Source organism: Mangrovibacter plantisponsor, assembly GCF_003182475.1.
GTDB lineage: Bacteria > Pseudomonadota > Gammaproteobacteria > Enterobacterales > Enterobacteriaceae > Mangrovibacter > Mangrovibacter plantisponsor.
On the sequence record NZ_QGTS01000012.1, the window covers coordinates 20111 to 44180 of the forward strand.

The window sequence follows — 24070 nt, forward strand, 5'->3', positions numbered from 1 at the left end:
CTGGCGCTGAGACATTAAAAGTCAGGGAGGCAATAGAATAAAGCGCTGGCCTGCATTGCGCCAGCGCTAACATGACTATTTCCGGTGATTAAGGTGCCAGGCGGTCGATTTTCCAGGTATCCGCATCGCGCTGGTATAAAAAACGGTCATGCAGGCGGTGTTCTCCACCCTGCCAGAATTCCATTTGCTCAATACTCACCCGGAATCCCCCCCAGAAACTGGGCAGCGGAATTTCTCCGGCCTGGAACTTCTGTTTTATCTCCAGGAATTTACTTTCCAGGATATTACGCGCACTGATGCGCGAAGACTGCCGGGAAACCCAGGCGCCAATCTGGCTGTCGCGCGGGCGGCTGTGAAAATACTTCATTACATCCACAGTGGACAGGCGCTCAGCTTTACCCGTCACAGCGACCTGGCGGTCAAGCATATGCCAGGGGAACAATAAGCTGATACGTGGGTTATGCTCCAGATGAGCGGCCTTACGGCTGCCCAGGTTGGTGTAAAACACCATGCCCCGGGAGTCGAAATGCTTGAGCAGAACAATACGCTGCCAGGGTTGCTGGTTCTCATCCACAGTGGCGACAACCATTGCCGTTGGGTCTGCAAGGCGTGCATCACACGCCTGCCCAAGCCAGCGTTCAAATAAAGTCAGCGGGTCGTCGGTCAGGTCTTTACGGCGTAACCCGCCTCGGGTGTATTCACGGCGCAGACTGGCAATCTGCTGTAAGGATTCGTTGTCAGACATAGCAGGTATTCAGAAATCAACAGGTTGGTCTATTCTGCGCCCCACATCGTTAAATCTCAATCCTTGTTGCTCACTAACTGGCAGTTGTGTAACACCACTGTATCCCGGCGGTATACTGTTGCTTTATCACCCTTAGACCAGAAGACGTATATGCCATCTGTATACCGGGCTCCTGAAGCAGACAAGCCTTGTTGCAGGTGCAATAGTTTATTGTCCAGCACAAAACTGGCAGACTGCCTTTGCTGGTTGATATCAACGGTGAGAGGTTTTTCATCACACTGGTAGTTAAGGGTATCGGTGTGAATTTCATCGATAAGGTGTTGGTAAGTGGTACAGCCGCTCAATAAGAGCGGGAGAATAAGCAGGCTTTTTTTCATAATGCAGTCCATCCGCAAACAAGCGGAGCCACAATCACTCCGTTTGTTTGAGTCTAGCCTGTTTAGCAAGCCATCCCTGTCAGTTAACTCTGATTTATCCTGTTATTAGCCGGATAAATCGCACCAAGGATAGTTTCCTCCCGCGCGCCAGTCACCGAAGGCATATTGCCTGGTAACCCGGCAATAGTGCGGGCGGCAAGCCAGGCAAATGCCAGTGCTTCCATATCATCGCCACTGATCCCGGCGTTGTCTGTTGTTCCCACTTCCGTACCCGGCAATAACGCAGCCAGCCGGGCCATCAGCAGCGGGTTGCGGCTGCCACCACCACAGACTAACAGCCGCTCACAACCACCACTCAACTGAATTTGCTCAGCCACAGTCGCGGCCGTAAGCTCCAGTAAGGTCGCCTGGATATCTTCGGCAGGTAACACAGGGAAAGCCGCCAAATGCCGTTCCAGCCAGCCGAGGTTAAAATATTCACGGCCAGTGCTTTTAGGTGACGGCAACCCAAAGTACGGGTCACTTTGCATTTGTTGTAGCAACGGTACTACGACCTGGCCTTTGCGAGCCCACACGGCGTCTTTATCGAAAGGTTTGCCTTTGTTACGCCAAATCCACGCATCCATTAACATGTTTCCCGGGCCTGTATCGTAGCCCCGGACAGGTAAACCTGGCGTCAGGATAGTCATATTGGCGATGCCGCCAACATTCAACACAACACGGCGCTCAACCGGGTGGGATAACAATGCGGCATGAAAAGCAGGCACCAGCGGGGCCCCTTGCCCACCAACAGCGATATCCCGGCGGCGGAAGTCGCCAACGACAGTCACACCAGTGCGCGCCGCAATAATATTATTATCGCCTATCTGCAGAGTATGAGGGGTATCACCCAACGGCTCGTGCCACACTGTTTGGCCGTGGCAGCCTATTGCCACGATGTCTTTCGCCTGCACGCCTTCGTTATGCATTAAAGCGAGAATGGCCTCAGCGAACAGTTGCCCAAGACGGGAATCGAGTTGCCCCAGTGCCGAAAGTGTTAATGCCTGCCCCTGGCAGATATCCAGCACCGCCTGTTTTATTTCCAGAGGGATAGGCCAGGTGATACTGGCTTGTTGTGCCACCATATGGCTGTCTATCGCCACCAGCACCACATCCACACCATCCAGACTGGTCCCGGACATTACGCCGATGTATCGCCCCGATCTCATATACCGTCCTTTGTCATTATTTTACATTAACAATTGCACCACATATCCCCTGGTATTGCCATGAAAGCGTAATATTTTCTAACAACTCGCTACAGCCGTTCTCCACCTCTCTGACGTATGTTGACGTCCGGTTCAAACATGGACTTTTATTATTTTGAGCATGTTTCCTGGCGACGGCATTAAATTCGTCCCTTTATTACCGTATAATTTATCCAGGATGATGCCCTGTCCGGGCATTACCAGGAAAAAGGAGAGTCATAGATGATTTCACGTGTGCTGGTTATTTCTTTCGTCGGGCTTACGCTGGCGGGCTGTGTTAACAATGATACCTTGTCAGGGGATGTATACAGCGCGTCTGAAGCTAAGCAAGTACAAAGCGTGACCTATGGTACCCTGGTGTCCGTTCGTCCGGTTCAGATTCAGGGCGGTGACGACAGCAACGTTATTGGCGCAATTGGCGGTGCTGTGTTAGGCGGATTTTTGGGTAATACAGTTGGCGGCGGTACTGGTCGTTCTCTGGCTACAGCCGCAGGCGCCGTTGCCGGTGGTGTAGCAGGCCAGAGCGTTCAGGGCGCCATGAACAAAACTCAGGGGGTAGAACTGGTTATTCGTAAAGATGACGGGAATACCATCCAGGTTGTTCAGAAACAGGGTGATACCCGTTTCTCTGCGGGTCAGCGTGTGAAAATGGCCACTAATGGCCGCCAAATCACCGTTTCGCCAAACTAATACGTTAAGTGGTGGTCTGTTCAGGCCACTCCAGACTGATGATCTGTATCATTTATCACACTCACTTTTGAGTATGATACAGATCATCGCATAAATGTGGGGAGCACGAACTCAGTGGTGGCCCGTGCCACGGCAGAAAAGCATTTCCTTTCTTTCACGCAGAAACACTTTTGTGAACGAGCAGGTGCTCAAACTGGCCACAGCACTTGAGCAAAGTCACTATTGCGGCTTATGGCCTGTATCATCATCATTCTGAGCTATTTTTAATTTTTCTTTGTTCTTCTGGCTATTACCCCGTTTAAATCATTTATTCTTTTGCTTGTAAATCAAGAATATTTCGTTCCAGCCGACCAATAAGACTAATCAGGGTATCAATTTCCTGCTGGCTGACTCCGCCTAAAATTTCGCCGCGAGTACGGCTAATCACCTGTTCCATTTGTTCGATAATCGGTTGTGCTTTATCTGTGAGCTTAATACGTTTGGCACGGCGGTCATTAGCACAAGTATGGCGTGAGATAAGGCCTTTTTGCTCAAGCTGGTCGAGAGTACGAACCAGTGAAGGCTGTTCAATCCCGATAGCCTTGGCCAACTGTATTTGTGATTGTTCCGGCGGAAGCTGGTGAATATTATGCAAAGTAACCCAATGCGTTTGCGTTAATTCCAGTGGTTTCAGGCGCAGATCAATCAGAGCACGCCATACGCGCACCAAACGAGCAAGGTCAGATCCGAGTGGTGATTCCAATTTCATCTCCTTATAATTAGCTTGCTAAGTTATTATACTTGTTACAGACTAGTTTGCAGACGTTCAGATTTCAATACAAACCCTTAGTTTTAGTGAAGTTAAACAAGCATCGTTACTTTATTCTACATAGTTGTGGAATGAATGGCAGTCATCAGCATGGTTTAAAGGGATATTCCTGTGAATTTTTTTGCCTTCTCGTCTGGCCTGGTTTCCCGGGACCTGGTTGCCGGGTCGTCGGTCTACTTTCCTCCGTTATTTAAAGCAGTACTTATCGGTTTTTTTATTTGGCTAATTTTACACCGAATACTCCGGGACTGGATGTACTCAGGTGACATCTGGCACCCCACGCTTATGGACCTTTCCCTTTTTGCCCTGTGTGTCAGCAGCGGTATGTTAATGCTGGCATTGGGATAACATCGCATGAACCTGAAGACGCTTAAGTATTTTTCTGGCCTGCTGATTTTTGCTTGTGCAGTAGTTGCCGGATGGATGGTCTGGAATTACTACATGCAATCCCCCTGGACCCGCGATGGTAAAGTCAGGGCTGAAAAAATCGGTATTACTCCCCAGGTTTCGGGGCGAATTGTTGCCCTTAATGTTAAGGATAACCAGTATGTCCGTGCGGGTAGCGTCCTGTTCCGGCTCGACGACACCCCCTGGCAAATTGCCAAACTTGATGCGACAGCCAAACTTGCCAGCGCCCAGGCTGGACTGGCAAAAGCAACACGGGAAGCCGCTCGCCGCCATAACCTCCCGGCAAACCTGCTGGCGGGTGAAGAGATGGATAACGCCAACATCAGTGTGAAGACAGCACAGGCCGGGGTTAATGCGGCGCAAGCCGCACTGGATAAGGCCAACTGGGAAATTAGCCAGGCGATTGTCAGTGCCCCGCAGGATGGCTGGGTCACTAACTTATCCACCCGTGTTGGGGATTATGCCACGGCAGGTAATGCTGTATTTGCTCTGGTTGAAAGCCACTCTTTCTATGTTGTCGGGTATTTTGAAGAAACCAAACTTCGCCACATACAACCCGGAGACCCGGCAAAAATCCTGCTGTACAGCGATGACACCCCGTTACAAGGCAGAGTTGCAAGTATTGGCAGGGCGATATATGACCAAAGTGTGGAAGCTGACTCCGGGTTGATTGCCGATATCAAACCCAACGTGCCGTGGGTGCGCCTGGCGCAACGTGTCCCGGTAAGAATTACTCTGGACACCATTCCTCAGGGTGTAACTCTGGTGTCCGGTACTACCTGTACTGTTGCCATTGAGCCACAAAAACGATGACACTGAACAGTCTGCGGCTTACATCCCTGCCCTGGTTTAACGCCAGTCCCGGGCAATGGCGTTATGCTTTACGCAATGCCATCGCCATGTGCCTGGCGCTTGCCATCGCCTATGCGTTGCAACTGGATGAACCCTACTGGGCCATGACATCGGCAGCCGTTGTCAGTTTTCCCACTCAGGGTGGCGTTATCAGCAAAAGTCTCGGGCGAATTGCAGGCAGTATTCTGGGCGCATTTGCCGCACTGTTTATTGCCGGGCACACACTTGATGACCCCTGGTTGTTTACCTGGGCGATGGCCAGTTGGCTGGCTGTGTGCACGCTGATGGCCAGTCAGTTTCAATACAATGTCGCATACAGTTTCTCGCTGGCGGGCTATACCGCGGCTATTATCGCATTTCCATTACTCAACACGGTATCAACCACCGAGCTTTGGGATGTTGCGCAATCGCGGGTGTGTGAAGTGATTGTCGGTATTTTATGCGGTGGGTTAATGATGATGGTGTTGCCGGGTACCGCCGACGGGACAACCCTGCTCAATACACTTACCAACCTGCACCAACGGTTACTTGAGCACGCTAAATTACTTTGGCGCCAGGAAACAACGGATGAGATCCGTACTGCTCACGAACGTATGATAAGCCAGATCCTGACCACGAACCTGCTACGGGTTCAGGCATTCTGGAGCCATTACCGTTTTCGCCACCAAAACCCACGCATTAACTACCTGCTGCACCAGTACTTGCGGGCAATCAGTGTCACTTCGGGTATTCGCCGTTTATTAATTAACTGGCCCAACGCGCCAGCACATCTCTGGCCGGCAATTGAACAGTTACTGGCGCAGTTAGGCAATCCACAAGCAGATGCACTGCATATCGCCCGAAGTCTTGCCAGCCTGAAACCACCAGAACACGCAGATTACCACTACCGAGCTTTCTGGTTTCGGCTGTCGCATTATTGCCAGTTACTGCAAAACTGCCGCCGGGAGCTTTTGCAACTCACATTGCCGGAAGGCCGCCCGGTTAAAGCTGTACCGCGAACGCCTGCGCTTGCACGCCATACCGACTGGCTTGAATCCGTTTGGGCCGCACTGCGCACTTTTTGCGTGATTAGCGTGACCAGTGCCTGGAGTATTGGCAGCCAGTGGGATGAAGGCGGCGCGGCCCTGACACTGGCAGCCATTTGTTGTGTTCTTTATGCCACCACACCCACAGCATTATTTTCCTTAACTCTGTTATTGCGCACACTCTTGTTGCTGTCTTTGTTCAGCTTTGCTGTGAAATTCGGTCTTATGGTACAGATAACTCAGCTGTGGCAATTTCTGCTGTTTCTGTTCCCTTTATTACTGACCATGCAATTGATAAAGCAACAGCACCCCAAATTTGCCGGGCTCTGGGGGCAGCTCATTGTTTTTATGGGATCATTTATTGCCGTCACTAACCCGCCGGTTTATGACTTTGCAGACTTCCTGAACCAGAATCTGGCTAAAATATTGGGTGTTGGTCTGGCGTGGGTCGCCTTTTCTGTATTAAGGCCGGGGTCGGATAACCTGAAAAGCCGTCGCCATATTCGTGCATTACGCCGGGCTTTTATTGACCAGTTAAGTCGCAGGCCTGCGCGTACACAGTCAATGTTCGAATCTTTGGTGTATCACCTGGTGAGTCAGTTGAATAGTAGTAAAGACGAAGCAAGCCGGCGCTGGTTGCTGCGCTGGGGTGTGGTACTACTGAATTGTTCACACGTTGTATGGCAATTGCGCTCCTGGGGCGCACCTGGCGACCCACTTACCCAGGTACGTGACGTTGCTCTTCACTTAGTGCAGGGCGTTATGACTGAGCGGGGGGTTCACCACCGTAGCCTGGACAATGCTCTCACCACGTTGAAAACGCTGACTACAACACTTGAGCGCCATCACCGGGAGGATGCCCGTAATCTGGCTTCCCATATCTGGATGTTATATTGCTCGCTGTCTCAGTTACAACTGGCACCCGTTCTCCCTGCTATTGAGCAAAATACACAATGCTGAACCGCAACCTTACATAATTCATGGTTGATAATGATTATCATTACTGTTAATTTATTTTCCACGGCATGGCGAGTAACGACCTCAATCGTGCCGTACGACATTGCTCACATTGCTTCCAGTATTGTTTGCCCGTCCTCTGGACGGGCTTTTTTTTAGCTACGGGAAAAATGGTTTCTTCAGGGAACATCGTAACCCAGTGCGGCTTTACGGATACTGAACCACTGTGTGCGGGTTAATTTAACGTCCAGCGCCCCAACAGCATCACGCACCCGGTTAATTTTACCAGAGCCAATAATAGGCAGTGGCATGCTCGGGAGTGCAAGAATCCAGGCATATACAACCTGTTCAAGGCTCTGAGCGCCGGTTTGCCCGGCAACTTTCCCCAGCATATCCCGCAGTGCAGCAAATTCAGGAGAAGAAAACAAACGCCCGCCTCCCAGGCACGACCATGCCATAGGGCGGACACGCAATTGCTGCATCTGATCCAGTGTGCCATCAAGTAACAGAGGTTGGTGTACGGGAGAGATTTCCACCTGGTTAGTGACCAGGGAGAAAGGCAACCTTGACTGAAGCAGGGAATACTGGGCCGGTGTAAAATTCGATACGCCAAAATGGCGCACTTTGCCACTCTGGTGCAGCTCAAGGAAAGCCTGTGCGACCTCGTCTGCATCCATCAGTGGGTCCGGGCGGTGTATCAGGAGTAAATCAAGGTAATCTGTGGCGAAGTGGCGCAGCGAGTTTTCGGCACTGCTGATAATATGCTGTTTATCTGTTATGTAGTGCCCAATCGTATTGCCAGGTCGAGCCAGCGTGGCAATACCGCATTTAGTGACGATTTCCAGTTTTTCGCGCAGCGCAGGTGCCAGTTTCAACGCTTCGCCAAAAGCAGATTCACACTGGTAATCACCATAGATATCGGCATGGTCAACCGTGGTAATACCCAATTCCAGATGTTGCTCAATAAATGTAACCAGCGACTGAGGTGACATCCCCCAGTCCATTAACCGCCAGTACCCCATGACAAAACGTGAAAACTCTGGCCCCTGAGGCGCGATGGCTAAACGCTGCATAGTTCGTTCCTGTTTTAACAAATAATTCAGGCGAGTATAGCCCGCCTCGCCGGTTAAAACAGTGACGGTTGTTGGTCTGTATCATCAGATACTGGCTTACCTGCCCGCAATTTGCGCAGCATACGCTGGCGGCACAGCCTGATAACATCCTGTTTTTGCGCATCTGACATTTTTTGCCAGTTAAAACGTTCCTCGCGGCTGCGCATGCAGCCACGACAATAACCTTTATCATCGCTCTGGCAAATTCCCCGGCACGGGCTTGGCACCGGAAAAAACTCTAACTGCTCAGCCACAATTCAACCTCATCAACCCCATTCAGTTATTGAAGACGTTATCTGCCAGTGGTGCAAGTTTCGCAGGCCATGAGACCGGTCACAGTGCATAAAAAAGCAGCAGTTCATTCATATCATATTATCCGGTCACTGATGTGCTTTATTTATCCTGATTAGCCATTAATCAAAGGATTAAGGTTTTACTAATCTTTGCCGGATAAAGTGAGATGCTGTTCACTTCCCTGACAATGAATACAATAATGTTTAAAAAGTTACAGTGTAACGATTCGCAGTTTACACTTTTCAGCGCGCTCATTTTCACTTTGATTAACAGCCTGTTTATTGCTCGTTGTTGGGGAATTATTCACCCGAACAATTTGCATACCATACTGTTTGCCCTGAGTATTCCTCTGGTACTGTTTGCGGCATGGACCATTATTTTCAGTCTCTTCGCCCTGCCCTGGCTGAGAAAGCCCCTGCTTGTATTGTTGCTCGTTGGCAGCGCCGCAAGTAACTATTTTATGTTCACCTATGGTGCGGTTATTGACCGCAACATGATGCTCAACATTTTTGATACCAATACACAAGAAGCCACGGCACTGCTAACACCGCAACTGTTTGTATGGCTGGGACTTACCGGGGTTGCTCCTGCGGCTTTATTGTGTGCCATTAAAGTGCGCAAGGAACGTTGGTGGGGCGTGCTGTTATTGCGTGGGTTGATGGTCATCAGCGCCATTATGGTTATTCTTTTGTCTGCCAGCACGTTGTACAAAGATTACGCGTCACTGTTTCGTAACAACAAAGAAGTGGTCAAAATGGTGACCCCACCCAATTATGTCACTGGTTTCATTCAATTCACGCACAAGCAATTGGCAGGTAATACCAGCCAACTTATCAGGCAGGGTGAAGATGCCACCAAAGGCGCGTTAATTCGCAGCCAGAGCAAAAAAACAGTGGTAATTCTGGTTCTGGGCGAGGCATCCCGGGCACAAAACTATTCGCTGGGCGGGTACTCGCGTGATACCAACCCGGAACTGAGCAAGCGTGATGTTATTTGGTTCAACCATGCTACATCATGCGGAACGGAAACAGCCGTTTCGGTGCCCTGCATGTTCTCCGGAATGACCCGCAGCCAGTATGATGCAGACCTGGCACACCACAAAGAAGGTCTGATGGACGTTCTGGCTCATGGTGGAATTAATGTACTGTGGCGGGAAAACGACGGTGGTTGTAAAGGTGCCTGCACTCGCATCCCTCATACAGACATGACTAAATGGAACCTGAATGATGTCTGCCACGATGGTATTTGCCTGGATGATGCCAACTTGTATCGCCTGCCAAATATTCTGGATGGTATTCAGCATGATACTGTTATTGTTTTGCATTTAATGGGCAGCCACGGCCCGGCGTATTATGAACGCTACCCACAGAAAATGCGCCGCTTCACGCCAACTTGTGATACCAACCAGATTCAGGATTGCAGCCGTGACGCGCTCATCAATACTTATGACAATTCAATTTTATATACAGATGATATTGTCAGCCGCACAATAGATATGCTGAAACAGCACACTGACATGAATACCGCGCTGGTGTATTTATCCGACCACGGTGAGTCTCTGGGCGAAAATGGGATCTATTTGCATGGTACTCCCTGGCTTATCGCGCCAGACCAGCAAACCCATATCCCGCTGTTATTTTGGTTGTCGGATAATTACTCTCAGGGTTTCCATATCAATCGCCCCTGCCTGCAACAAAAAGGCAAAAATGATGAGGTTTCTCAGGACAACCTTTTCTCCACGCTGCTTGGTATGATGGATATTCGCACCCACGTCTACCAGCCAGGTCTGGACTTGCTGGCCACCTGCCGCCAGTAAGGACCGGAGTAAAGAAACCGCACGCAAGGATAAGCCCAGTCTCTTGCGTGCGACCAGTCGTTCTATTAATTTTTTCTTCTCAACAAGACGACCGGTCTATTAAAGAGGTTTTATGTCTGCAGATAAATTATTCATTCCACTGAAAGTGGGCGCCGTTACCTTATCTAACCGCGTATTAATGGCGCCACTTACTCGCCTGCGTAGCATTGAACCAGGACAGGTGCCAACCGCACTGATGGCCGAATACTACCGCCAGCGCGCATCTTCGGGTTTGATTATTTCTGAAGCGACTAACATTTCCCCACAAGCCCGGGGTTATGAAGGTGCGCCCGGCATTCACAGCGCAGCACAGATTGCCGCCTGGCACAAAATCACTGACAGTGTTCACCAGGAACACGGCCATATTGCTGTTCAACTGTGGCATACAGGCCGTATTTCCCATTCTTCCCTGCAACCTGAGGGTAAAGCCCCGGTCGCGCCTTCTGCTATTCGGGCAGAAACACGCACTACGCTCAGGGATGAAAACGGGCATGCAGTAAGGGTGGACACCACAGAACCACGAGCACTGACAACAGAGGAAATCCCGGGGATAGTGGCGGATTTTCGCCAGGCGGTAGTAAATGCCAAAACAGCCGGGTTCGATCTTATCGAGTTGCACAGCGCACATGGTTATTTGCTGCATCAGTTCCTGTCTCCGTCATCGAACCAGCGCACAGACCAGTATGGTGGCAGTATCGAAAACCGCTCCCGCCTGGCTCTTGAAGTGGTCGATGCGGCCTGTGAAGCCTGGTCAGCCGACCGTATTGGTATCCGGATTTCACCTCTTGGCCCGTTTAATGGGCTGGATAATGGTGAAGACCAGGAAGCTGCTGCGCTGTATTTTATTGAAGAGCTGAATAAACGCGGCCTGGCTTACCTGCACATTTCCGAACCGGACTGGGCAGGTGGCAAACCATACAGCGATGCCTTCCGTCAGGCGGTACGTGACCGTTTCAGTGGTGTTATCATTGGTGCCGGAGCTTACACGCCTGAGAAAGCACAGGCGCTTATTGAACGCGGTTTGATTGATGCCGTCGCCTTTGGGCGTAGCTATATCTCAAACCCTGACCTGGTGGCTCGCCTCCAGCATAACGCCCCACTCAATACCCCGCGCCCGGAAACTTTTTATGGCGGGGATGCTCAGGGTTACACCGATTACCCCACTCTCTGATTCATTGCATTGATAGCGGCGCAGGTTCGCCGCTATACTTGGTTCCCCTGTGTACCAACTGATGAAACACTAACGGAAGAGGAAAATTATGCGCTTACTCCACACTATGCTCCGCGTCGGGGATCTCCAGCGCTCTATTGCGTTTTATACTGAAGTTCTGGGTATGAAACTCCTGCGTACCAGTGAAAATCCAGAATACAAATACTCCCTGGCATTTGTTGGCTATGGTCAGGAAAGCGATGAAGCAGTGATTGAGCTGACCTGGAACTGGGGCGTTGACAGTTATGAAATGGGTACGGCTTTTGGTCATATCGCCATTAGCGTAGATGATGCCGCACAGGCATGTGAGCGTATTCGCCAAAACGGCGGTAAAGTCACCCGTGAAGCAGGCCCGGTAAAAGGCGGTACAACAGTTATCGCTTTTGTTGAAGATCCGGATGGTTATAAAATCGAGCTGATTGAAGCCAAAGACGCAGGCAAAGGCCTGGGTAACGCATAATCACTCTCTGGCGGGCTTTTTATGCCCGCCTGCTGCATCCCCTCCTGAAATTTGCCATAATGCCCGCAGCTTTTACCGCAATAATGAGACGCTGATGTCGGAAAATGTTCAACTAAACGGTCTGAATGACCGCTTTCGTGGTTTTTATCCTGTTGTGATTGATGTCGAAACGGCTGGTTTTAACGCCCAGACGGACGCACTGCTGGAAATTGCCGCTGTCACGTTAAAAATGGATGAAGAAGGCTGGCTTTCAACTGACCAGACGCTGCATTTCCATGTCGAACCGTTTGAAGGTGCCATTCTTAACCCGGAAGCACTGGCTTTTACGGGGATCGACCCTCACAACCCATTGCGCGGCGCGGTTACAGAGTACGAAGCGCTGCACGCCATTTTTAAAATGGTGCGTAAGGGAATCAAGGATCACGGGTGCTCGCGAGCTATTATCGTGGCGCACAATGCTAATTTTGATCACAGTTTTTTAATGGCGGCGGCGGAGCGTAGCTCACTCAAACGCAACCCGTTTCACCCATTTGGTACTTTTGATACCGCCGCACTCAGCGGTCTGGCGCTGGGCCAGACAGTGCTGGCTAAAGCCTGCCAGACTGCAGGTATCGCGTTTGATAACGCTCAGGCGCATTCCGCCTTATATGATACTGAACAGACTGCACTACTGTTTTGTGAAATTGTTAACCGCTGGAAACGCCTTGGTGGCTGGCCTGTGGCACTGCCGCAGGATACCGCAGAGAGCGAGCAGGTATAACGTTCTACGGGCCCAGGCTACATTTTTTCAGGCTACGGGCAATAAAAAGGCGCCGTATTGGCGCCTTTTTATTTGCGGGTAATTAATTACTCGCTCTGGCTGTCTTCGCGGTGGCGTTCTGCAGCTTCTTTAATCAGCGACTGCAACTCACCACGCTGGTACATTTCAATCACGATATCACAACCGCCAACCAGTTCACCTTCTACCCACAATTGCGGGAAAGTCGGCCAGTTAGCATATTTCGGTAACTCGGCACGGATATCCGGGTTTTGCAAAATATCGACATAAGCAAAGCGCTCACCACAAGCAGATAACGCCTGTACCGCCTGTGCAGAAAAACCGCAACTCGGTAATTTAGGGGAGCCTTTCATATAAAGCAGGATTGGGTTTTCAGCTATCTGGCGCTGAATCTTTTCAATTGTAGAGCTCATTATCTTACTTCCTCAAAGCGGCAGAAAGGCATTGCTGGTCACAGTAAACAGGCCACAAGACTCTGGCCTGCGGTTTCACCTGGCCGGCAATACCGAAACCGTTAAACATGCCTTAAGGATAACAGTTTTCTCAAACAGAGAATACCCTGCGCCAGGTCAAACACTGGTCAGATAAACGTCATATTGGTTATTTTTTTCGCGTATGAACACAAAACCGTAAGGCAATATAAAAAGATTATTAACATTATCGTTTTATCTATATTAGAATCCTTTGGTTTAATCATTTTCTGGCAGGCAATGCGGCCTGCTTTTTCAGGGGACTCAGACGAGTGGCGCGGATAAGCAAACTCTCTATTTCGTTCTGTGCACTGCTAATAACCTTGCCCTGGACGCCTTTAACTCAGGCGTCGGAACATACCCGCCATTCAGCTTTGCAGAAGGCGCAACACAGCAACGTTATTCCCAAACACAGCAGCAAAAAAACCAGTACCCACAGCACCAAATCCACCAGCCGCAAAACCCACAGTGTTTCGGCTTCTGCAAAAAAACCAGTTACAAAAACCACTAAACACACTACGCGCACCGCTAAAAATCATACCAGAGCCACTGTTCATCAAGGCAAGGCTTCTCGCCTGGTGCGCAATGAAGTTCAAATGGAAACGGTGTGGACAGAGCAATGTTCACGGGCACGCAAAGGCCATAAAAAACATTGTGTGAAGGTAAAAACAACACGTCCGTTAGCAACAGCCGCACATAAAAAAGTGTTACGCGCTAAAACTGCGGCAATATCCACCTTAATGAATCAGATTGGCAAACCCTACCATTGGGGGGGAAGTTCCCCACGCACCGGGTTTGACTGCAGCGGTTTGGTCTATTACGCCTACAAAGATTTAGTTAAATTCCATATTCCGCGTACTGCCAATGAAATGTATCACCTGAGAGACGCCGCCCCTGTTGACCGCGGGGAACTACAAAGTGGTGATTTAGTGTTCTTCCGTACTGAAGGCCGGGGTACTGCAGACCACGTAGGTGTGTACATTGGTGGTGGGAAATTTATTCAGTCTCCGCGTAGCGGGCAGGACATCCAGATAACCTCCCTGAGTGAAGATTACTGGCAGCGCCACTATGTAGGTGCACGCCGGGTAATGACACCAAAAACCCTGCGATAAAACATTGCCTGCCCTTGTTTTGGCAGGCAATGCTTTCTTTTTATTCTAGTTTTATATTGGTAATATAAAACCTTATAAAATGTGTTATTTTTGTTAAGTACACAATAACAAGGAGTGAAGCAATGTCATTTGAATTACCTGCATTACCGTATGCAAAAGATGCGCTTGAACCGCACATTTCTGTGGAAACACTGGAATACCATTACGGTAAACATCATCAAACTTACGTGACCAACCTGAACAACCTGGTTAAAGGTACCCCTTTTGAGGGCAAATCCCTTGAAGAGATCATCTGCTCTTCTGAAGGTGGTGTGTTCAATAACGCAGCACAGGTTTGGAACCACACTTTCTACTGGAACTGCCTGGCACCTAACGCCGGTGGCGAACCGACTGGTGCAATCGCTGATGCCATCAATGCTGCTTTCGGTAGCTTTGCTGACTTTAAAGCGAAATTTAACGATGCCGCAGCTAAGAACTTTGGTTCTGGCTGGACCTGGCTGGTTAAACAAGCAGATGGCAGCCTGGCTATCGTTTCCACTTCTAATGCCGGCACTCCGCTGACTGCAGGCGCGACACCATTACTGACTGTTGATGTGTGGGAACACGCCTATTACATTGACTACCGTAATTCTCGCCCTAACTACCTGGAGCACTTCTGGGCTCTGGTAAACTGGGAGTTTGTTGCGAAGAACCTCGCTGCATAATCGTACTAACAGTAAAAAGCGAAGCCTGTGCTTCGCTTTTTTTTGGGGCGGGGAAAAGTATGACTTCAGTCAGTTGTTTCACAAACACGGTTATCCGCCTGGCGGTTAATCAATACCAGTAGCAACCCTGTTGCGGCAACTATAGCCCCCATAACAGGTACAGTACTGTAACCCAGGCCCGCAGTTATTACCCCACCACCAGCTGCAGCCCCCAGCGCATTCCCCAGGTTGAAAGCACCAATATTAACTGATGAGGCAAGACCCGGCGCTTCACTGGCAACACGCATTACTCGCATCTGTAAAGGCGGAACTACGCCAAATGTTGCAGCCCCCCAAACGATCATCATCAATGCGGCTCCGGCATGGCTTTTACCCACCAGCGGCACCAGTGCCATACTGGCAATCAGCAGCACCAGGAAACCAACCAGCGTGCCAGTAACCGATTTATCCGCTAACCGCCCGCCCCAGTAGTTCCCAATAGAAAAACCAACACCGACCAGCACCAGCATGGCAGTGACAAACCCAGGTGTTGCGCCTGTAATGGCTTCCAGTACCGGGGCAATATAGGTGTACAGCGTGAACATCGCACCGGCACCCAATACCGTTGTAAGCAGTGCCGCCAGTACCTGCGGCCGGGCAAGAACCTTCAACTCCTTCGCCACATCCGGCCTGTGGCCTTTGATACTTGCCGGAATAGTCATAAACAAACTGAACATAGCTACCAGCCCCAGCGCACCGATCCCCAGGAAAGCCATACGCCAGCCAATATACTGCCCAAGCCAGGTTGCCGCGGGCACCCCACCAATATTGGCAATTGTCAGCCCCATAAACATTGTTGCAACAGCGCTGGCCTGCTTATTCGCAGGGACGACACTGGCAGCCACCACAGCCCCAAGTCCAAAAAATGCTCCATGGTTCAGGCTGGTTATCACACGGGCAAACATCAACATGCCATAATCCGGAGCAACAGCAGAAAGCACATTACCCAGAGTAAAAATACTCATCAGAAAAACCAGGGCGTTTCGCCGTGAATAACGAGATAACAACAAGGTCATCAGTGGTGCCCCAACCATTACCCCAACGGCATAGGCGCTAATCAGCATGCCGGCGGCGGGAATCGACACATGAACCCCTTCAGCAATAACCGGCAATAGCCCCATAGGTGAAAACTCAGTGGTACCAATCCCAAAGGCCCCTATCGCCAGGGCAAGTAATGGCAAATTGACTTTCATCACTACCTCAATTTTTAGCCTGCGCAAATAAGCGCTGGCAAAGACAAAAAAGATGAAAACATGATGTCAGTCACACTTCACTTTGAAAAGTGGCAATAGTGATAATAGAGTTTTGCTAAATGGTAAAGAATCCGTGTGGCAGTAAAGAAAATACCTGGAAGGGAGGAAGGACAACAGCCAGGCGACAGTGTATTAGCAGGCCCTTAGACAGGCACAAAACTAACAACGCCATCGCCTGAGCAATGATATCTGAGTGAAAGCAATACAAGCCTTAATGCAGAATAGCAATCAGCCCGGTTGCAACAATCAGACCTAAGGTAATAACAGTCGTAGTCAGTGAATATTTCAATTCAGTTGGCATGATTAATTCCTTATTCCCTGTAAAAAGTGGGTGTAGATCATTTTTACACAGTTTGGCCGTAAAATCCTTAAAGATTTAGTTTGATATGTGCTTTTGCACTTCCACTTTTACTCAATATAAGACAAAATCGCACGCTGACTTATTACGTACCGGCCATTATCCCCTCCTTTTCGTTTTATGTCGCAATCCCGGCATGCTGGCAACCCAATTCGTTGCTTACAGGGGGAAGCCCAGGCAAACGTTTAACCAATTAGTTTTCAGGAGTTTAGGATATGGTCTGGAGTGACATCAAATGGCAACTATAAAAGACGTCGCGAAACGCGCAAACGTTTCCACTACAACCGTATCACACGTTATTAACAAAACGCGTTTTGTTGCGGAAGACACCCGTAATGCGGTGTGGGCAGCAATCAAAGAGCTGCATTATTCACCCAGCGCGGTAGCCCGCAGCCTGAAGGTGAACCACACAAAATCAATTGGCCTGCTTTCTACCAGCAGTGAGGCCCCCTATTTCGCTGAAATTATTGAAGCGGTTGAGAACAGTTGTTTCGCCAAAGGCTACACCCTGATTCTCGGCAATGCGCACAATAACTTTGAAAAGCAGCGCGCCTACCTGTCCATGATGGCGCAAAAGCGTGTCGATGGCCTGTTAGTTATGTGTTCAGAATACCCTCAGGAACTGCTTTCTATGCTGGAAGAGTACCGCCACATTCCGATGGTGGTTATGGACTGGGGTGAAGCACGGGCAGATTTTACCGACTCGGTCATTGATAACGCCTTCGAAGGCGGTTACATGGCTGGCCGGTATTTGGTCGAACGCGGGCACCGGGAAATTGGCGTGATATCAGGCCAACTGGAACGTAACACAGGTTCAGGGCGGCTTTCCGGCTTCATGAAAGCAATGAACGAAGCCGGTATCAATGTCCCTGAGTCATGGATTGTTCACGGCGATTTCGAACCTGAATCCGGCTACAACGCCATGCAGCAAATTCTTACCCGCCCGCAGCGGCCTACAGCTGTGTTTTGTGGCGGAGATATTATGGCGATGGGTGCTATTTGCGCGGCAGACGAAATGGGGCTGCGTGTGCCACAGGATATCTCGATTATTGGGTACGATAACGTGCGCAACGCGCGTTACTTTACCCCGGCACTGACCACCGTTCATCAGCCCAAAGATTCTCTCGGCGAAACGGCATTTAATATGCTGCTCGACAGAATTATCAATAAGCGCGAGGAGTCTCAGACAATTGAGGTTCATCCCCGCCTGATTGAACGCCGTTCAGTGGCCGATGGCCCGTTCAGAGATTATCGCCGTTAATCACCTTGCGGGAGCTGGCCTGGCTCCCGCAACCACTCACTGTTCAGTGTGCTGCTGTCGCCCAGGTAATCCAGTACCCACTGTAAAGCCGGTGAGGCATCACTTTGCCGCCATGTCAGGCAACAAGCCGAGTCCGGGTAAGGGTTTTCAAGTTGCACACTAACCCATTCCCCGCGGTCAATAAACGGCTGCGCCATATGTGCCGGAACCATGCCGATACCGATGCTGTCACTCAGGCAGGCGAAACCACACTGCCAGTCTGGTACCACTATCCGGCGCTGATTACTGAGTTGCCAGGTTATCCTTTTCGGTAGTTCACGCGATGTATCTTCCAGAACCAGAGACGGCCACTGGCGAAGTATGTCATCACCAATTGCACCGTTTATCTGCGCAAGCGGATGCGATGCCGCAACCACACAGCACCATGCCAGGCTACCCATATCACGAAAGCCGTAACGCCCACCAACAGGCACAGCCTGGGTCGCGCCAATTGCCAGTTCTACCCGGCCATCAGCCAGTGCATCCCACACACCATTGAACACTTCCGGCCGCACATGCAATTCCACATCCTGGAAATGGTGATAAAAATCTTGTACCAATTGACGGGTTCTTGCCGGGCGAACGATGGTGTCAACCGCAATCGCCAGTGAACCACGCCAGCCATTCGCTATTTGCTGGCACTGCAGGCGCGTTTCATGCATTTTTTTGATAACACTGCGGCCCTCCTGCAAAAAACAGCGCCCGGCGGGGGTCAGTTCTACATCTTTATGACGGCGTTCAAACAGCTCGACCGACAGCCAGGATTCCAGTTGCCGCACCGTATAACTGATTGCCGAAGGGACACGGTGCAACTCCTGTGCCGCACCAGTAAAACTGCCATTACGAGCCACGGCATCCACCACTTCAAGCGCATATTCTGACCACATAACCTGCCTGCAAAATTTTTGAAAGGAACATCCAAATTTTAGCGTTTCACAACGGCGGATGCACTTTTTACACTCACGCCACGAATTTTGTTATAGCAGGATTGACCATGAGCGCCTCTCGCCTCTTTATTACCTGGCTTGCCGGACTTAGCATGCTGGGCTTTTTAGCAACCGATATGTACCTGCCTGCATTTAGTGCCATTCAGGTTTCACTGGGGGCTCCCCCGTCGGCCATCAGCGCCAGTTTGAGTGTGTTTCTCGCCGGTTTTGCTCTGGCTCAATTAATTTGGGGCCCGCTTTCTGACCATTTTGGCCGCCGCCCTGTTCTGTTAAGCGGGCTGGTGATTTTTGCACTGAGTTGTGCCGGGATTTTTTTCGTCACTTCGCCAACCGCATTTCTGGTATTGCGGTTTATTCAGGCGGTTGGGGTGTGTTGCGCAACAGTAAGTTGGCAGGCGCTGGTTACTGACCGTTTCTCCGGGCAGCAGGCGAATCGTGTTTTTGCCACTATCATGCCTCTGGTTGCGCTTTCCCCGGCACTGGCTCCTCTTGCCGGTAGCTGGGTACTGCGCCATTTTGACTGGAAGGCGATATTCGGCTGCCTGCTGCTCATCACACTTTTGCTGATTTTACCCCTCTGGCATTACACCAGTGCACAACGCCCACAACGTACAGCGCATGCTCAACCCACCCTTTATTCCTCTTTACTGCGCCATAAAGGGTATTGTGGGAATGTCATTATTTATGCAGCCTGCTCAGCCAGCTTTTTCGCCTGGCTCACGGGTTCCCCCTTTATTCTTCACCAAATGGGTTATGAGCCTGAAGCAATTGGTCTGAGTTACGTACCACAAACTCTGGCTTTTTTGCTGGGCGGTTTTGGTTGCCGTAGTGCACTGAAAAAGTGGCAAGGGCAGCAAATGCTACCCTGGTTGTTGGGGATATTTGCTGTGAGTGTGTCCGCTGTTTTTGGTGTCTCGCTGACCACATCCCCTTCTTTGACCAGCCTGCTGGCACCCTTCTGCCTGATGGCGCTGGCAAATGGTGCAATTTACCCTATTGTCGTTGCACAGGCTCTGCAGCCGTTTTCCCAGGCTGCCGGGCGGGCCGCTGCATTACAAAGCACCCTTCAGTTAGGCTTGTGTTTCCTGGCAAGCCTGCTGGTTTCCATGATGGTATCCACACCCCTGATAGCCACCACCAGCATTATGTTAAGCACGCTGGTTCTCGTATGGGTTGGTTACCAGTTACAGGCAATCGCCATTGCCAAAAACCCTCATCCCGCCGGGTCCTCACGTTAGCGATAATGTCATTTTTTTGTAATTAGTTTGCTAACAATTTTCTATTGAATCACATTTTTACGCGGCATATACTGATATGAGGCTCGGGATACCGGGCCTGCAATCATTTTTCGGGGGATCTGACTCCCGCTTTTCAGATGGCCTGTCGTCAGGCGACCACCTGCTTTTATACCGTGTCCGGTTCCGGGCTTATGTTTTTGCTGTGAGACAACTCACAATGTCAAATTAGCGACTACGCTTTTTTTAGTGTCTGCTCACAGTCAGGTGATGGAGAAACTATGAGTTCATCGTGTATAGAAGAAGCCGCGATAAAAGATAATGAATGGTTCCGCATTGTCAGTGAGTTGCTGTCACGTGCGGGTGTCGCGATAAATGGTAATAGTCCTGCGGACATCCAGGTCAAAAATCCTGATTTCTTTAAACGCATACTGCAGCAAGGTTCTTTGGGGCTGGGTGAAAGTTATATGGACGGCTGGTGGGATTGCGACCGTCTTGATCTGTTTTTCACCAAAGTCCTCAGAAATGGTCTGGAAAACCAGATACCCCATCATTTTAAAGATACTTTGCGTATTTTGTCCGCTCGTCTGTTTAATCTGCAAAACCGTAAACGTGCCTGGATTGTTGGTAAAGAGCATTACGACCTGGGTAATGACCTCTTCACCCGAATGCTCGATCCTTTTATGCAGTATTCCTGTGGCTACTGGAAAAAAGCCACTGACCTGGAAACTGCACAGCAGGATAAACTGAGAATGATCTGCGAAAAACTGCAGCTCAAGCCGGGAATGACCTTGCTGGATATAGGTTGTGGCTGGGGTGGGCTGGCAGCATTTGCAGCGAAAAATTACGGTGTGTCGGTGTACGGTGTAACAATTTCTGCTGAGCAGCAAAAACTGGCACAGGCGCGTTGTGAAGGGCTGGATGTCACAATATTGCTGCAAGACTACCGTGACCTGACGATGCAATTTGATCGTATTGTTTCTGTCGGTATGTTTGAGCATGTCGGGCCTAAAAATTATGCCACCTACTTTGCTGTAGCTAACCGGTGTCTTAAGCCCGAAGGGATCTTCCTGCTGCATACCATTGGATCCAACAGAACAGACAACAATGTCGACCCATGGATAGATAAATACATTTTCCCCAATGGTTGTCTGCCTTCAGTGAAGCATATCGCTCAGGCCAGTGAACCTTATTTTGTTATGGAAGACTGGCATAATTTTGGTTCAGATTACGATAAAACACTGATGGCCTGGTACCAGCGCTTCCAGGAATGCTGGCCCGAAATAGCAGATAACTATTCGGATCGGTTTAAACGGATGTTCACCTATTACCTGAACGCCTGTGCAGGTGCGTTTCGTGCACGAGATATTCAATTGTGGCAGGTTGTCTTCAGCCGCGGCATTGAAAATGGCCTGCGTGTTCCGCGCTGAATAAATGCCCGATATGTTAAAAAACCACCAGCAGGTGGTTTTTTATTTGAACGCGGAGTATTCGCTTATACCCGGCTCAACCAACGCGTTAATACGTGAGCCGGGATACCTGACTCAGTCCTGCTTTTCGGCCAAAACCTGGCTCAGGCTGGCAGCACTTGCGTCCCGGCTTGCCAATACGCGCTCCACAGTATCAACAATCGCCTGGGTTTGCGGGTCGATTTCAATATTAACCCGTTGCCCCAGTTTACGCGTACCCAGCGTAGTACGTTGCAATGTTTCCGGAATTAAATGTACGCAAAAACGGGTGGCAGTAACTTCGCCTACTGTCAGGCTGATGCCATCGATACCGATGTAGCCTTTATGCAGGATGTACTTCATCAGGGAGGCATCCTGAATTTTAAACCAAATCTGGCGGTTATTTTCAGAGGTGATAATTTTCGCCACCTCAGCAGTAGTCATAATATGGCCAGACATTAAGTGGCCACCAATTTCATCGCTGAATTTTGCCGCACGCTCAACATTGACCAGCGAGCCTGGTGTAACATCACCAAGATTGGTGATACGCAGTGTCTCTTTCATTAAATCAAAACTGACGCGATTGGCGTCTATTCCCGTTACTGTCAGGCAACAACCGTTATGTGCGACTGAAGCCCCTTCTTCCAGGCCCGGTAGCATTGAGTCTGGCAGTTCCACAACATGTGTACGAAAGTTTTCTTTTTCATCGATAGCCACTACGGTGGCTGTTCCCTGCACAATACCCGTAAACATATTCTCTCCCGCAGCGGTTTCACCCCGCCTGAATTTTACAAAATAAGAAGCACAATAACAGGTGGCCCTGGTGCATGCCAGCTAACCATTAACGGCACTATTTTTTTTCACTGGCGTAATAGTAAACTCCCGCTACAATAGTCTGGCGATTTCCTCAGTCTTATCCCCCTGCTGCCAGGTGAGGCGGCATTTAATTCTTTCCTGAAACAAAAAGATATAGGTGTACTCGTGCAGAAGTATCTAACAGAAGCGCGTCAGTTATTAGCACTGGCTATTCCGGTTATTCTTGCGCAAATCGCCCAAACAGCAATGGGCTTTGTGGATACCGTAATGGCCGGGGGTTACAGTGCCACGGATATGGCAGCCGTTGCGATAGGGACTTCAATCTGGTTCCCCGCAATTCTGTTTGGTCATGGTCTGTTACTGGCGCTGACGCCGGTTGTTGCGCAACTTAATGGTTCTGGTCGCCGTGAAAAAGTGGCGCTCCAGGTTCGCCAGGGGTTCTGGTTGGCTGGCATTGTTTCCGTGTTGATAATGGCCGTGTTGTGGAACGCAGGCTATATCATCCATGCCATGAAAGATATCGACCCGGCAATGGCGGATAAATCCGTGGGTTATTTGCGCGCATTGCTCTGGGGCGCCCCTGGCTATCTCTTCTTCCAGGTCGTGCGTAACCAGTGTGAGGGGCTGGCAAAAACTAAACCCGGTATGGTGATGGGGTTTATTGGTCTGCTGGTCAACATACCGGTTAACTATTTGTTCATTTATGGTCATTTCGGTTTCCCTGAACTGGGTGGTGTCGGTTGTGGTATCGCCACCGCGATGGTGTTCTGGGTCATGTTCGGTTGCATGTTGTGGTGGTCGCATCGCGCACGCAGCCTGCGCGATATTTATGCGGTAGAGATTTCCGGTGGCCCGGACTGGAAGCTAATATGGCGTTTGGTGCAACTCGGTCTGCCTATCGCACTGGCATTGTTCTTCGAAGTGACACTCTTTGCCGTGGTAGCTTTGCTGGTTGCACCGCTGGGTATTGTTGATGTTGCAGGCCACCAGATTGCCCTGAACTTTAGTTCACTGATGTTTGTATTACCCATGTCTCTTGGGGCTGCTGTCACGATTCGGGTCGGTTTTCGTCTTGGGGAAGGATCCACGCCCGCGGCTAAAATTTCCGCATTGTCCGGGCTGCTGCTTGGCGTTTGTATGGCAGCTGTTACCGCAGTGTTTACCGTCACTTTCCGGTATCACATTGCCACGCTGTATAATGAAAACCCCGCAGTTGTGGCGCTGGCAGCACACCTTATGTTGCTGGCAGCGGTATACCAGATTTCAGACTCAATACAGGTTATTGGCAGCGGGATACTACGCGGTTACAAAGATACCCGCTCCATCTTCTACATTACTTTTATTGCCTACTGGGTTATTGGCCTGCCTTCGGGCTACCTGTTGGCACTCACAGATGTTATCGTTGCACCGATGGGGCCCGCAGGCTTCTGGACCGGGTTCATCCTTGGGTTAACTTCCGCCGCCATATTAATGATGATACGGATGCGCTTCCTGCAAAAACAACCTGCTGAACGCATCCTGCGCCGGGCAGCTCACTAATCAAACAGCCGCCATATATTGGTGGCTGTTT

At 50.1% G+C, this 24070-nt stretch carries 25 protein-coding genes; 14 read left to right on the forward strand and 11 right to left on the reverse strand.

The genetic code is table 11. The annotated features are described in order from the left end of the window. Nucleotides 1-88: 88 nt before the first annotated feature. From pdxH to anmK, 3 genes are all read right to left on the reverse strand, one after another. Nucleotides 89-745, reverse strand: coding sequence for a pyridoxamine 5'-phosphate oxidase (gene pdxH, locus DES37_RS18355; RefSeq protein ID WP_110027198.1), 657 nt, complete (start codon nucleotides 743-745; stop codon nucleotides 89-91). 56 nt (nucleotides 746-801) lie between these two features. After that, nucleotides 802-1122 carry a C-type lysozyme inhibitor gene (gene mliC, locus DES37_RS18360; RefSeq protein WP_110027341.1) on the reverse strand — a complete coding sequence of 107 codons (321 nt, stop codon included), beginning with the start codon at nucleotides 1120-1122 and terminating at the stop codon, nucleotides 802-804. Nucleotides 1123-1205: 83 nt separating this feature from the next. Beyond that, nucleotides 1206-2330, reverse strand: coding sequence for an anhydro-N-acetylmuramic acid kinase (gene anmK, locus DES37_RS18365; protein ID WP_036108664.1), 1125 nt, complete (start codon nucleotides 2328-2330; stop codon nucleotides 1206-1208). 261 nt (nucleotides 2331-2591) lie between these two features. On the opposite strand from anmK, the gene slyB reads away from it, so the two are divergent. Then, entirely contained in the window at nucleotides 2592-3059 is a 468-nt protein-coding gene (gene slyB, locus DES37_RS18370; RefSeq protein ID WP_036108663.1) for an outer membrane lipoprotein SlyB, read from the forward strand. A 307-nt stretch (nucleotides 3060-3366) separates the two neighbouring features. On the opposite strand, the gene slyA is transcribed toward slyB, so the two are convergent. Further along, entirely contained in the window at nucleotides 3367-3807 is a 441-nt protein-coding gene (slyA, locus tag DES37_RS18375) for a transcriptional regulator SlyA (RefSeq protein WP_036108661.1), read from the reverse strand. Between the two features lie 171 nt (nucleotides 3808-3978). Here slyA and DES37_RS18380 point away from each other — a divergent pair, with 171 nt between their 5' ends. Genes DES37_RS18380 through DES37_RS18390 form a run of 3 tightly spaced genes read left to right on the forward strand, consistent with a single transcriptional unit; the run spans nucleotide 3979 to nucleotide 7112 of the window. Then, nucleotides 3979-4215, forward strand: coding sequence for a DUF1656 domain-containing protein (locus DES37_RS18380; protein WP_036108659.1), 237 nt, complete (start codon nucleotides 3979-3981; stop codon nucleotides 4213-4215). Between the two features lie 6 nt (nucleotides 4216-4221). Next, nucleotides 4222-5088, forward strand: coding sequence for an efflux RND transporter periplasmic adaptor subunit (locus tag DES37_RS18385; protein WP_110027200.1), 867 nt, complete (start codon nucleotides 4222-4224; stop codon nucleotides 5086-5088). Further along, nucleotides 5085-7112, forward strand: coding sequence for an FUSC family protein (locus DES37_RS18390; protein ID WP_110027201.1), 2028 nt, complete (start codon nucleotides 5085-5087; stop codon nucleotides 7110-7112). Before DES37_RS18385 ends, DES37_RS18390 begins: the two co-directional genes overlap by 4 nt. Before the next feature lie 176 nt (nucleotides 7113-7288). Here the strand turns inward: DES37_RS18390 and DES37_RS18395 are convergent, their stop codons facing one another. Beyond that, the gene (locus tag DES37_RS18395) at nucleotides 7289-8182 is read right to left on the reverse strand and encodes an aldo/keto reductase (protein ID WP_036108653.1); all 894 of its coding nucleotides are present in this window, start codon (nucleotides 8180-8182) and stop codon (nucleotides 7289-7291) included. Nucleotides 8183-8235: 53 nt separating this feature from the next. Beyond that, on the reverse strand, nucleotides 8236-8475 hold the full coding sequence (locus DES37_RS18400; RefSeq protein WP_036108651.1) for a DUF1289 domain-containing protein: 240 nt from the start codon (nucleotides 8473-8475) through the stop codon (nucleotides 8236-8238). 239 nt (nucleotides 8476-8714) lie between these two features. Here DES37_RS18400 and eptA point away from each other — a divergent pair, with 239 nt between their 5' ends. The 4 genes from eptA (at nucleotide 8715) to rnt (ending at nucleotide 12800) form a co-directional block, all read left to right on the forward strand. After that, the gene (gene eptA / locus DES37_RS18405; RefSeq protein ID WP_235234483.1) at nucleotides 8715-10331 is read left to right on the forward strand and encodes a phosphoethanolamine transferase EptA; all 1617 of its coding nucleotides are present in this window, start codon (nucleotides 8715-8717) and stop codon (nucleotides 10329-10331) included. A gap of 112 nt (nucleotides 10332-10443) precedes the next feature. Next, nucleotides 10444-11541 carry an alkene reductase gene (nemA, locus tag DES37_RS18410; RefSeq protein ID WP_110027203.1) on the forward strand — a complete coding sequence of 366 codons (1098 nt, stop codon included), beginning with the start codon at nucleotides 10444-10446 and terminating at the stop codon, nucleotides 11539-11541. Nucleotides 11542-11629: 88 nt separating this feature from the next. Continuing rightward, nucleotides 11630-12040 carry a lactoylglutathione lyase gene (gene gloA, locus DES37_RS18415; protein WP_036108645.1) on the forward strand — a complete coding sequence of 137 codons (411 nt, stop codon included), beginning with the start codon at nucleotides 11630-11632 and terminating at the stop codon, nucleotides 12038-12040. A 94-nt stretch (nucleotides 12041-12134) separates the two neighbouring features. Continuing rightward, nucleotides 12135-12800 carry a ribonuclease T gene (gene rnt, locus DES37_RS18420; protein ID WP_036108643.1) on the forward strand — a complete coding sequence of 222 codons (666 nt, stop codon included), beginning with the start codon at nucleotides 12135-12137 and terminating at the stop codon, nucleotides 12798-12800. Between the two features lie 86 nt (nucleotides 12801-12886). On the opposite strand, the gene DES37_RS18425 is transcribed toward rnt, so the two are convergent. Then, nucleotides 12887-13231, reverse strand: coding sequence for a Grx4 family monothiol glutaredoxin (locus DES37_RS18425; protein WP_036108641.1), 345 nt, complete (start codon nucleotides 13229-13231; stop codon nucleotides 12887-12889). Between the two features lie 368 nt (nucleotides 13232-13599). Here DES37_RS18425 and DES37_RS18430 point away from each other — a divergent pair, with 368 nt between their 5' ends. After that, nucleotides 13600-14400, forward strand: coding sequence for a C40 family peptidase (locus DES37_RS18430; RefSeq protein WP_425451726.1), 801 nt, complete (start codon nucleotides 13600-13602; stop codon nucleotides 14398-14400). Between the two features lie 122 nt (nucleotides 14401-14522). Next, entirely contained in the window at nucleotides 14523-15104 is a 582-nt protein-coding gene (gene sodB / locus DES37_RS18435) for a superoxide dismutase [Fe] (protein WP_036108636.1), read from the forward strand. A 65-nt stretch (nucleotides 15105-15169) separates the two neighbouring features. Here the strand turns inward: sodB and DES37_RS18440 are convergent, their stop codons facing one another. Further along, on the reverse strand, nucleotides 15170-16336 hold the full coding sequence (locus tag DES37_RS18440) for an MFS transporter (protein ID WP_110027207.1): 1167 nt from the start codon (nucleotides 16334-16336) through the stop codon (nucleotides 15170-15172). Between the two features lie 271 nt (nucleotides 16337-16607). Continuing rightward, on the reverse strand, nucleotides 16608-16697 hold the full coding sequence (gene cydH / locus DES37_RS18445; RefSeq protein ID WP_110027209.1) for a cytochrome bd-I oxidase subunit CydH: 90 nt from the start codon (nucleotides 16695-16697) through the stop codon (nucleotides 16608-16610). Nucleotides 16698-16989: 292 nt separating this feature from the next. On the opposite strand from cydH, the gene purR reads away from it, so the two are divergent. Continuing rightward, nucleotides 16990-18015 (forward strand): HTH-type transcriptional repressor PurR, encoded by a 1026-nt coding sequence (gene purR / locus DES37_RS18450; protein WP_110027211.1) that lies wholly within the window; start codon nucleotides 16990-16992, stop codon nucleotides 18013-18015. Here the strand turns inward: purR and punR are convergent. Beyond that, nucleotides 18012-18941: a DNA-binding transcriptional activator PunR gene (gene punR, locus DES37_RS18455; RefSeq protein ID WP_036108628.1), complete on the reverse strand. Its 930-nt coding sequence runs from the start codon at nucleotides 18939-18941 to the stop codon at nucleotides 18012-18014. The genes purR and punR overlap by 4 nt on opposite strands. A gap of 107 nt (nucleotides 18942-19048) precedes the next feature. Here punR and punC point away from each other — a divergent pair, with 107 nt between their 5' ends. After that, a complete protein-coding gene (gene punC, locus DES37_RS18460; RefSeq protein ID WP_110027213.1) occupies nucleotides 19049-20239 on the forward strand; it encodes a purine nucleoside transporter PunC in 1191 nt (396 codons plus the stop codon). Between the two features lie 278 nt (nucleotides 20240-20517). After that, the gene (cfa, locus tag DES37_RS18465) at nucleotides 20518-21666 is read left to right on the forward strand and encodes a cyclopropane fatty acyl phospholipid synthase (RefSeq protein WP_110027214.1); all 1149 of its coding nucleotides are present in this window, start codon (nucleotides 20518-20520) and stop codon (nucleotides 21664-21666) included. A 114-nt stretch (nucleotides 21667-21780) separates the two neighbouring features. Here cfa and DES37_RS18470 read toward each other — a convergent pair whose 3' ends face one another. Next, nucleotides 21781-22437: a riboflavin synthase subunit alpha gene (locus DES37_RS18470; protein ID WP_110027215.1), complete on the reverse strand. Its 657-nt coding sequence runs from the start codon at nucleotides 22435-22437 to the stop codon at nucleotides 21781-21783. A 228-nt stretch (nucleotides 22438-22665) separates the two neighbouring features. On the opposite strand from DES37_RS18470, the gene mdtK reads away from it, so the two are divergent. Next, a complete protein-coding gene (mdtK, locus tag DES37_RS18475; RefSeq protein WP_036108620.1) occupies nucleotides 22666-24039 on the forward strand; it encodes an MdtK family multidrug efflux MATE transporter in 1374 nt (457 codons plus the stop codon). Nucleotides 24040-24070: the final 31 nt, after the last annotated feature.

What these genes read in the sequence shown, in the direction of transcription:
- DES37_RS18440 (WP_110027207.1), bottom strand. Translation starts at nt 16,336, where the DNA reads ATGAAAGTCAATTTGCCATTACTTGCCCTGGCGATAGGGGCCTTTGGG.
- rnt (WP_036108643.1), top strand. Translation starts at nt 12,135, where the DNA reads ATGTCGGAAAATGTTCAACTAAACGGTCTGAATGACCGCTTTCGTGGT.
- punC (WP_110027213.1), top strand. Translation starts at nt 19,049, where the DNA reads ATGAGCGCCTCTCGCCTCTTTATTACCTGGCTTGCCGGACTTAGCATG.
- purR (WP_110027211.1), top strand. Translation starts at nt 16,990, where the DNA reads ATGGCAACTATAAAAGACGTCGCGAAACGCGCAAACGTTTCCACTACA.
- DES37_RS18425 (WP_036108641.1), bottom strand. Translation starts at nt 13,231, where the DNA reads ATGAGCTCTACAATTGAAAAGATTCAGCGCCAGATAGCTGAAAACCCA.
- slyA (WP_036108661.1), bottom strand. Translation starts at nt 3,807, where the DNA reads ATGAAATTGGAATCACCACTCGGATCTGACCTTGCTCGTTTGGTGCGC.
- DES37_RS18385 (WP_110027200.1), top strand. Translation starts at nt 4,222, where the DNA reads ATGAACCTGAAGACGCTTAAGTATTTTTCTGGCCTGCTGATTTTTGCT.
- DES37_RS18470 (WP_110027215.1), bottom strand. Translation starts at nt 22,437, where the DNA reads ATGTTTACGGGTATTGTGCAGGGAACAGCCACCGTAGTGGCTATCGAT.
- punR (WP_036108628.1), bottom strand. Translation starts at nt 18,941, where the DNA reads ATGTGGTCAGAATATGCGCTTGAAGTGGTGGATGCCGTGGCTCGTAAT.
- nemA (WP_110027203.1), top strand. Translation starts at nt 10,444, where the DNA reads ATGTCTGCAGATAAATTATTCATTCCACTGAAAGTGGGCGCCGTTACC.
- pdxH (WP_110027198.1), bottom strand. Translation starts at nt 745, where the DNA reads ATGTCTGACAACGAATCCTTACAGCAGATTGCCAGTCTGCGCCGTGAA.
- cfa (WP_110027214.1), top strand. Translation starts at nt 20,518, where the DNA reads ATGAGTTCATCGTGTATAGAAGAAGCCGCGATAAAAGATAATGAATGG.
- DES37_RS18395 (WP_036108653.1), bottom strand. Translation starts at nt 8,182, where the DNA reads ATGCAGCGTTTAGCCATCGCGCCTCAGGGGCCAGAGTTTTCACGTTTT.
- sodB (WP_036108636.1), top strand. Translation starts at nt 14,523, where the DNA reads ATGTCATTTGAATTACCTGCATTACCGTATGCAAAAGATGCGCTTGAA.
- mliC (WP_110027341.1), bottom strand. Translation starts at nt 1,122, where the DNA reads ATGAAAAAAAGCCTGCTTATTCTCCCGCTCTTATTGAGCGGCTGTACC.
- eptA (WP_235234483.1), top strand. Translation starts at nt 8,715, where the DNA reads ATGTTTAAAAAGTTACAGTGTAACGATTCGCAGTTTACACTTTTCAGC.
- slyB (WP_036108663.1), top strand. Translation starts at nt 2,592, where the DNA reads ATGATTTCACGTGTGCTGGTTATTTCTTTCGTCGGGCTTACGCTGGCG.
- DES37_RS18390 (WP_110027201.1), top strand. Translation starts at nt 5,085, where the DNA reads ATGACACTGAACAGTCTGCGGCTTACATCCCTGCCCTGGTTTAACGCC.
- cydH (WP_110027209.1), bottom strand. Translation starts at nt 16,697, where the DNA reads ATGCCAACTGAATTGAAATATTCACTGACTACGACTGTTATTACCTTA.
- anmK (WP_036108664.1), bottom strand. Translation starts at nt 2,330, where the DNA reads ATGAGATCGGGGCGATACATCGGCGTAATGTCCGGGACCAGTCTGGAT.
- gloA (WP_036108645.1), top strand. Translation starts at nt 11,630, where the DNA reads ATGCGCTTACTCCACACTATGCTCCGCGTCGGGGATCTCCAGCGCTCT.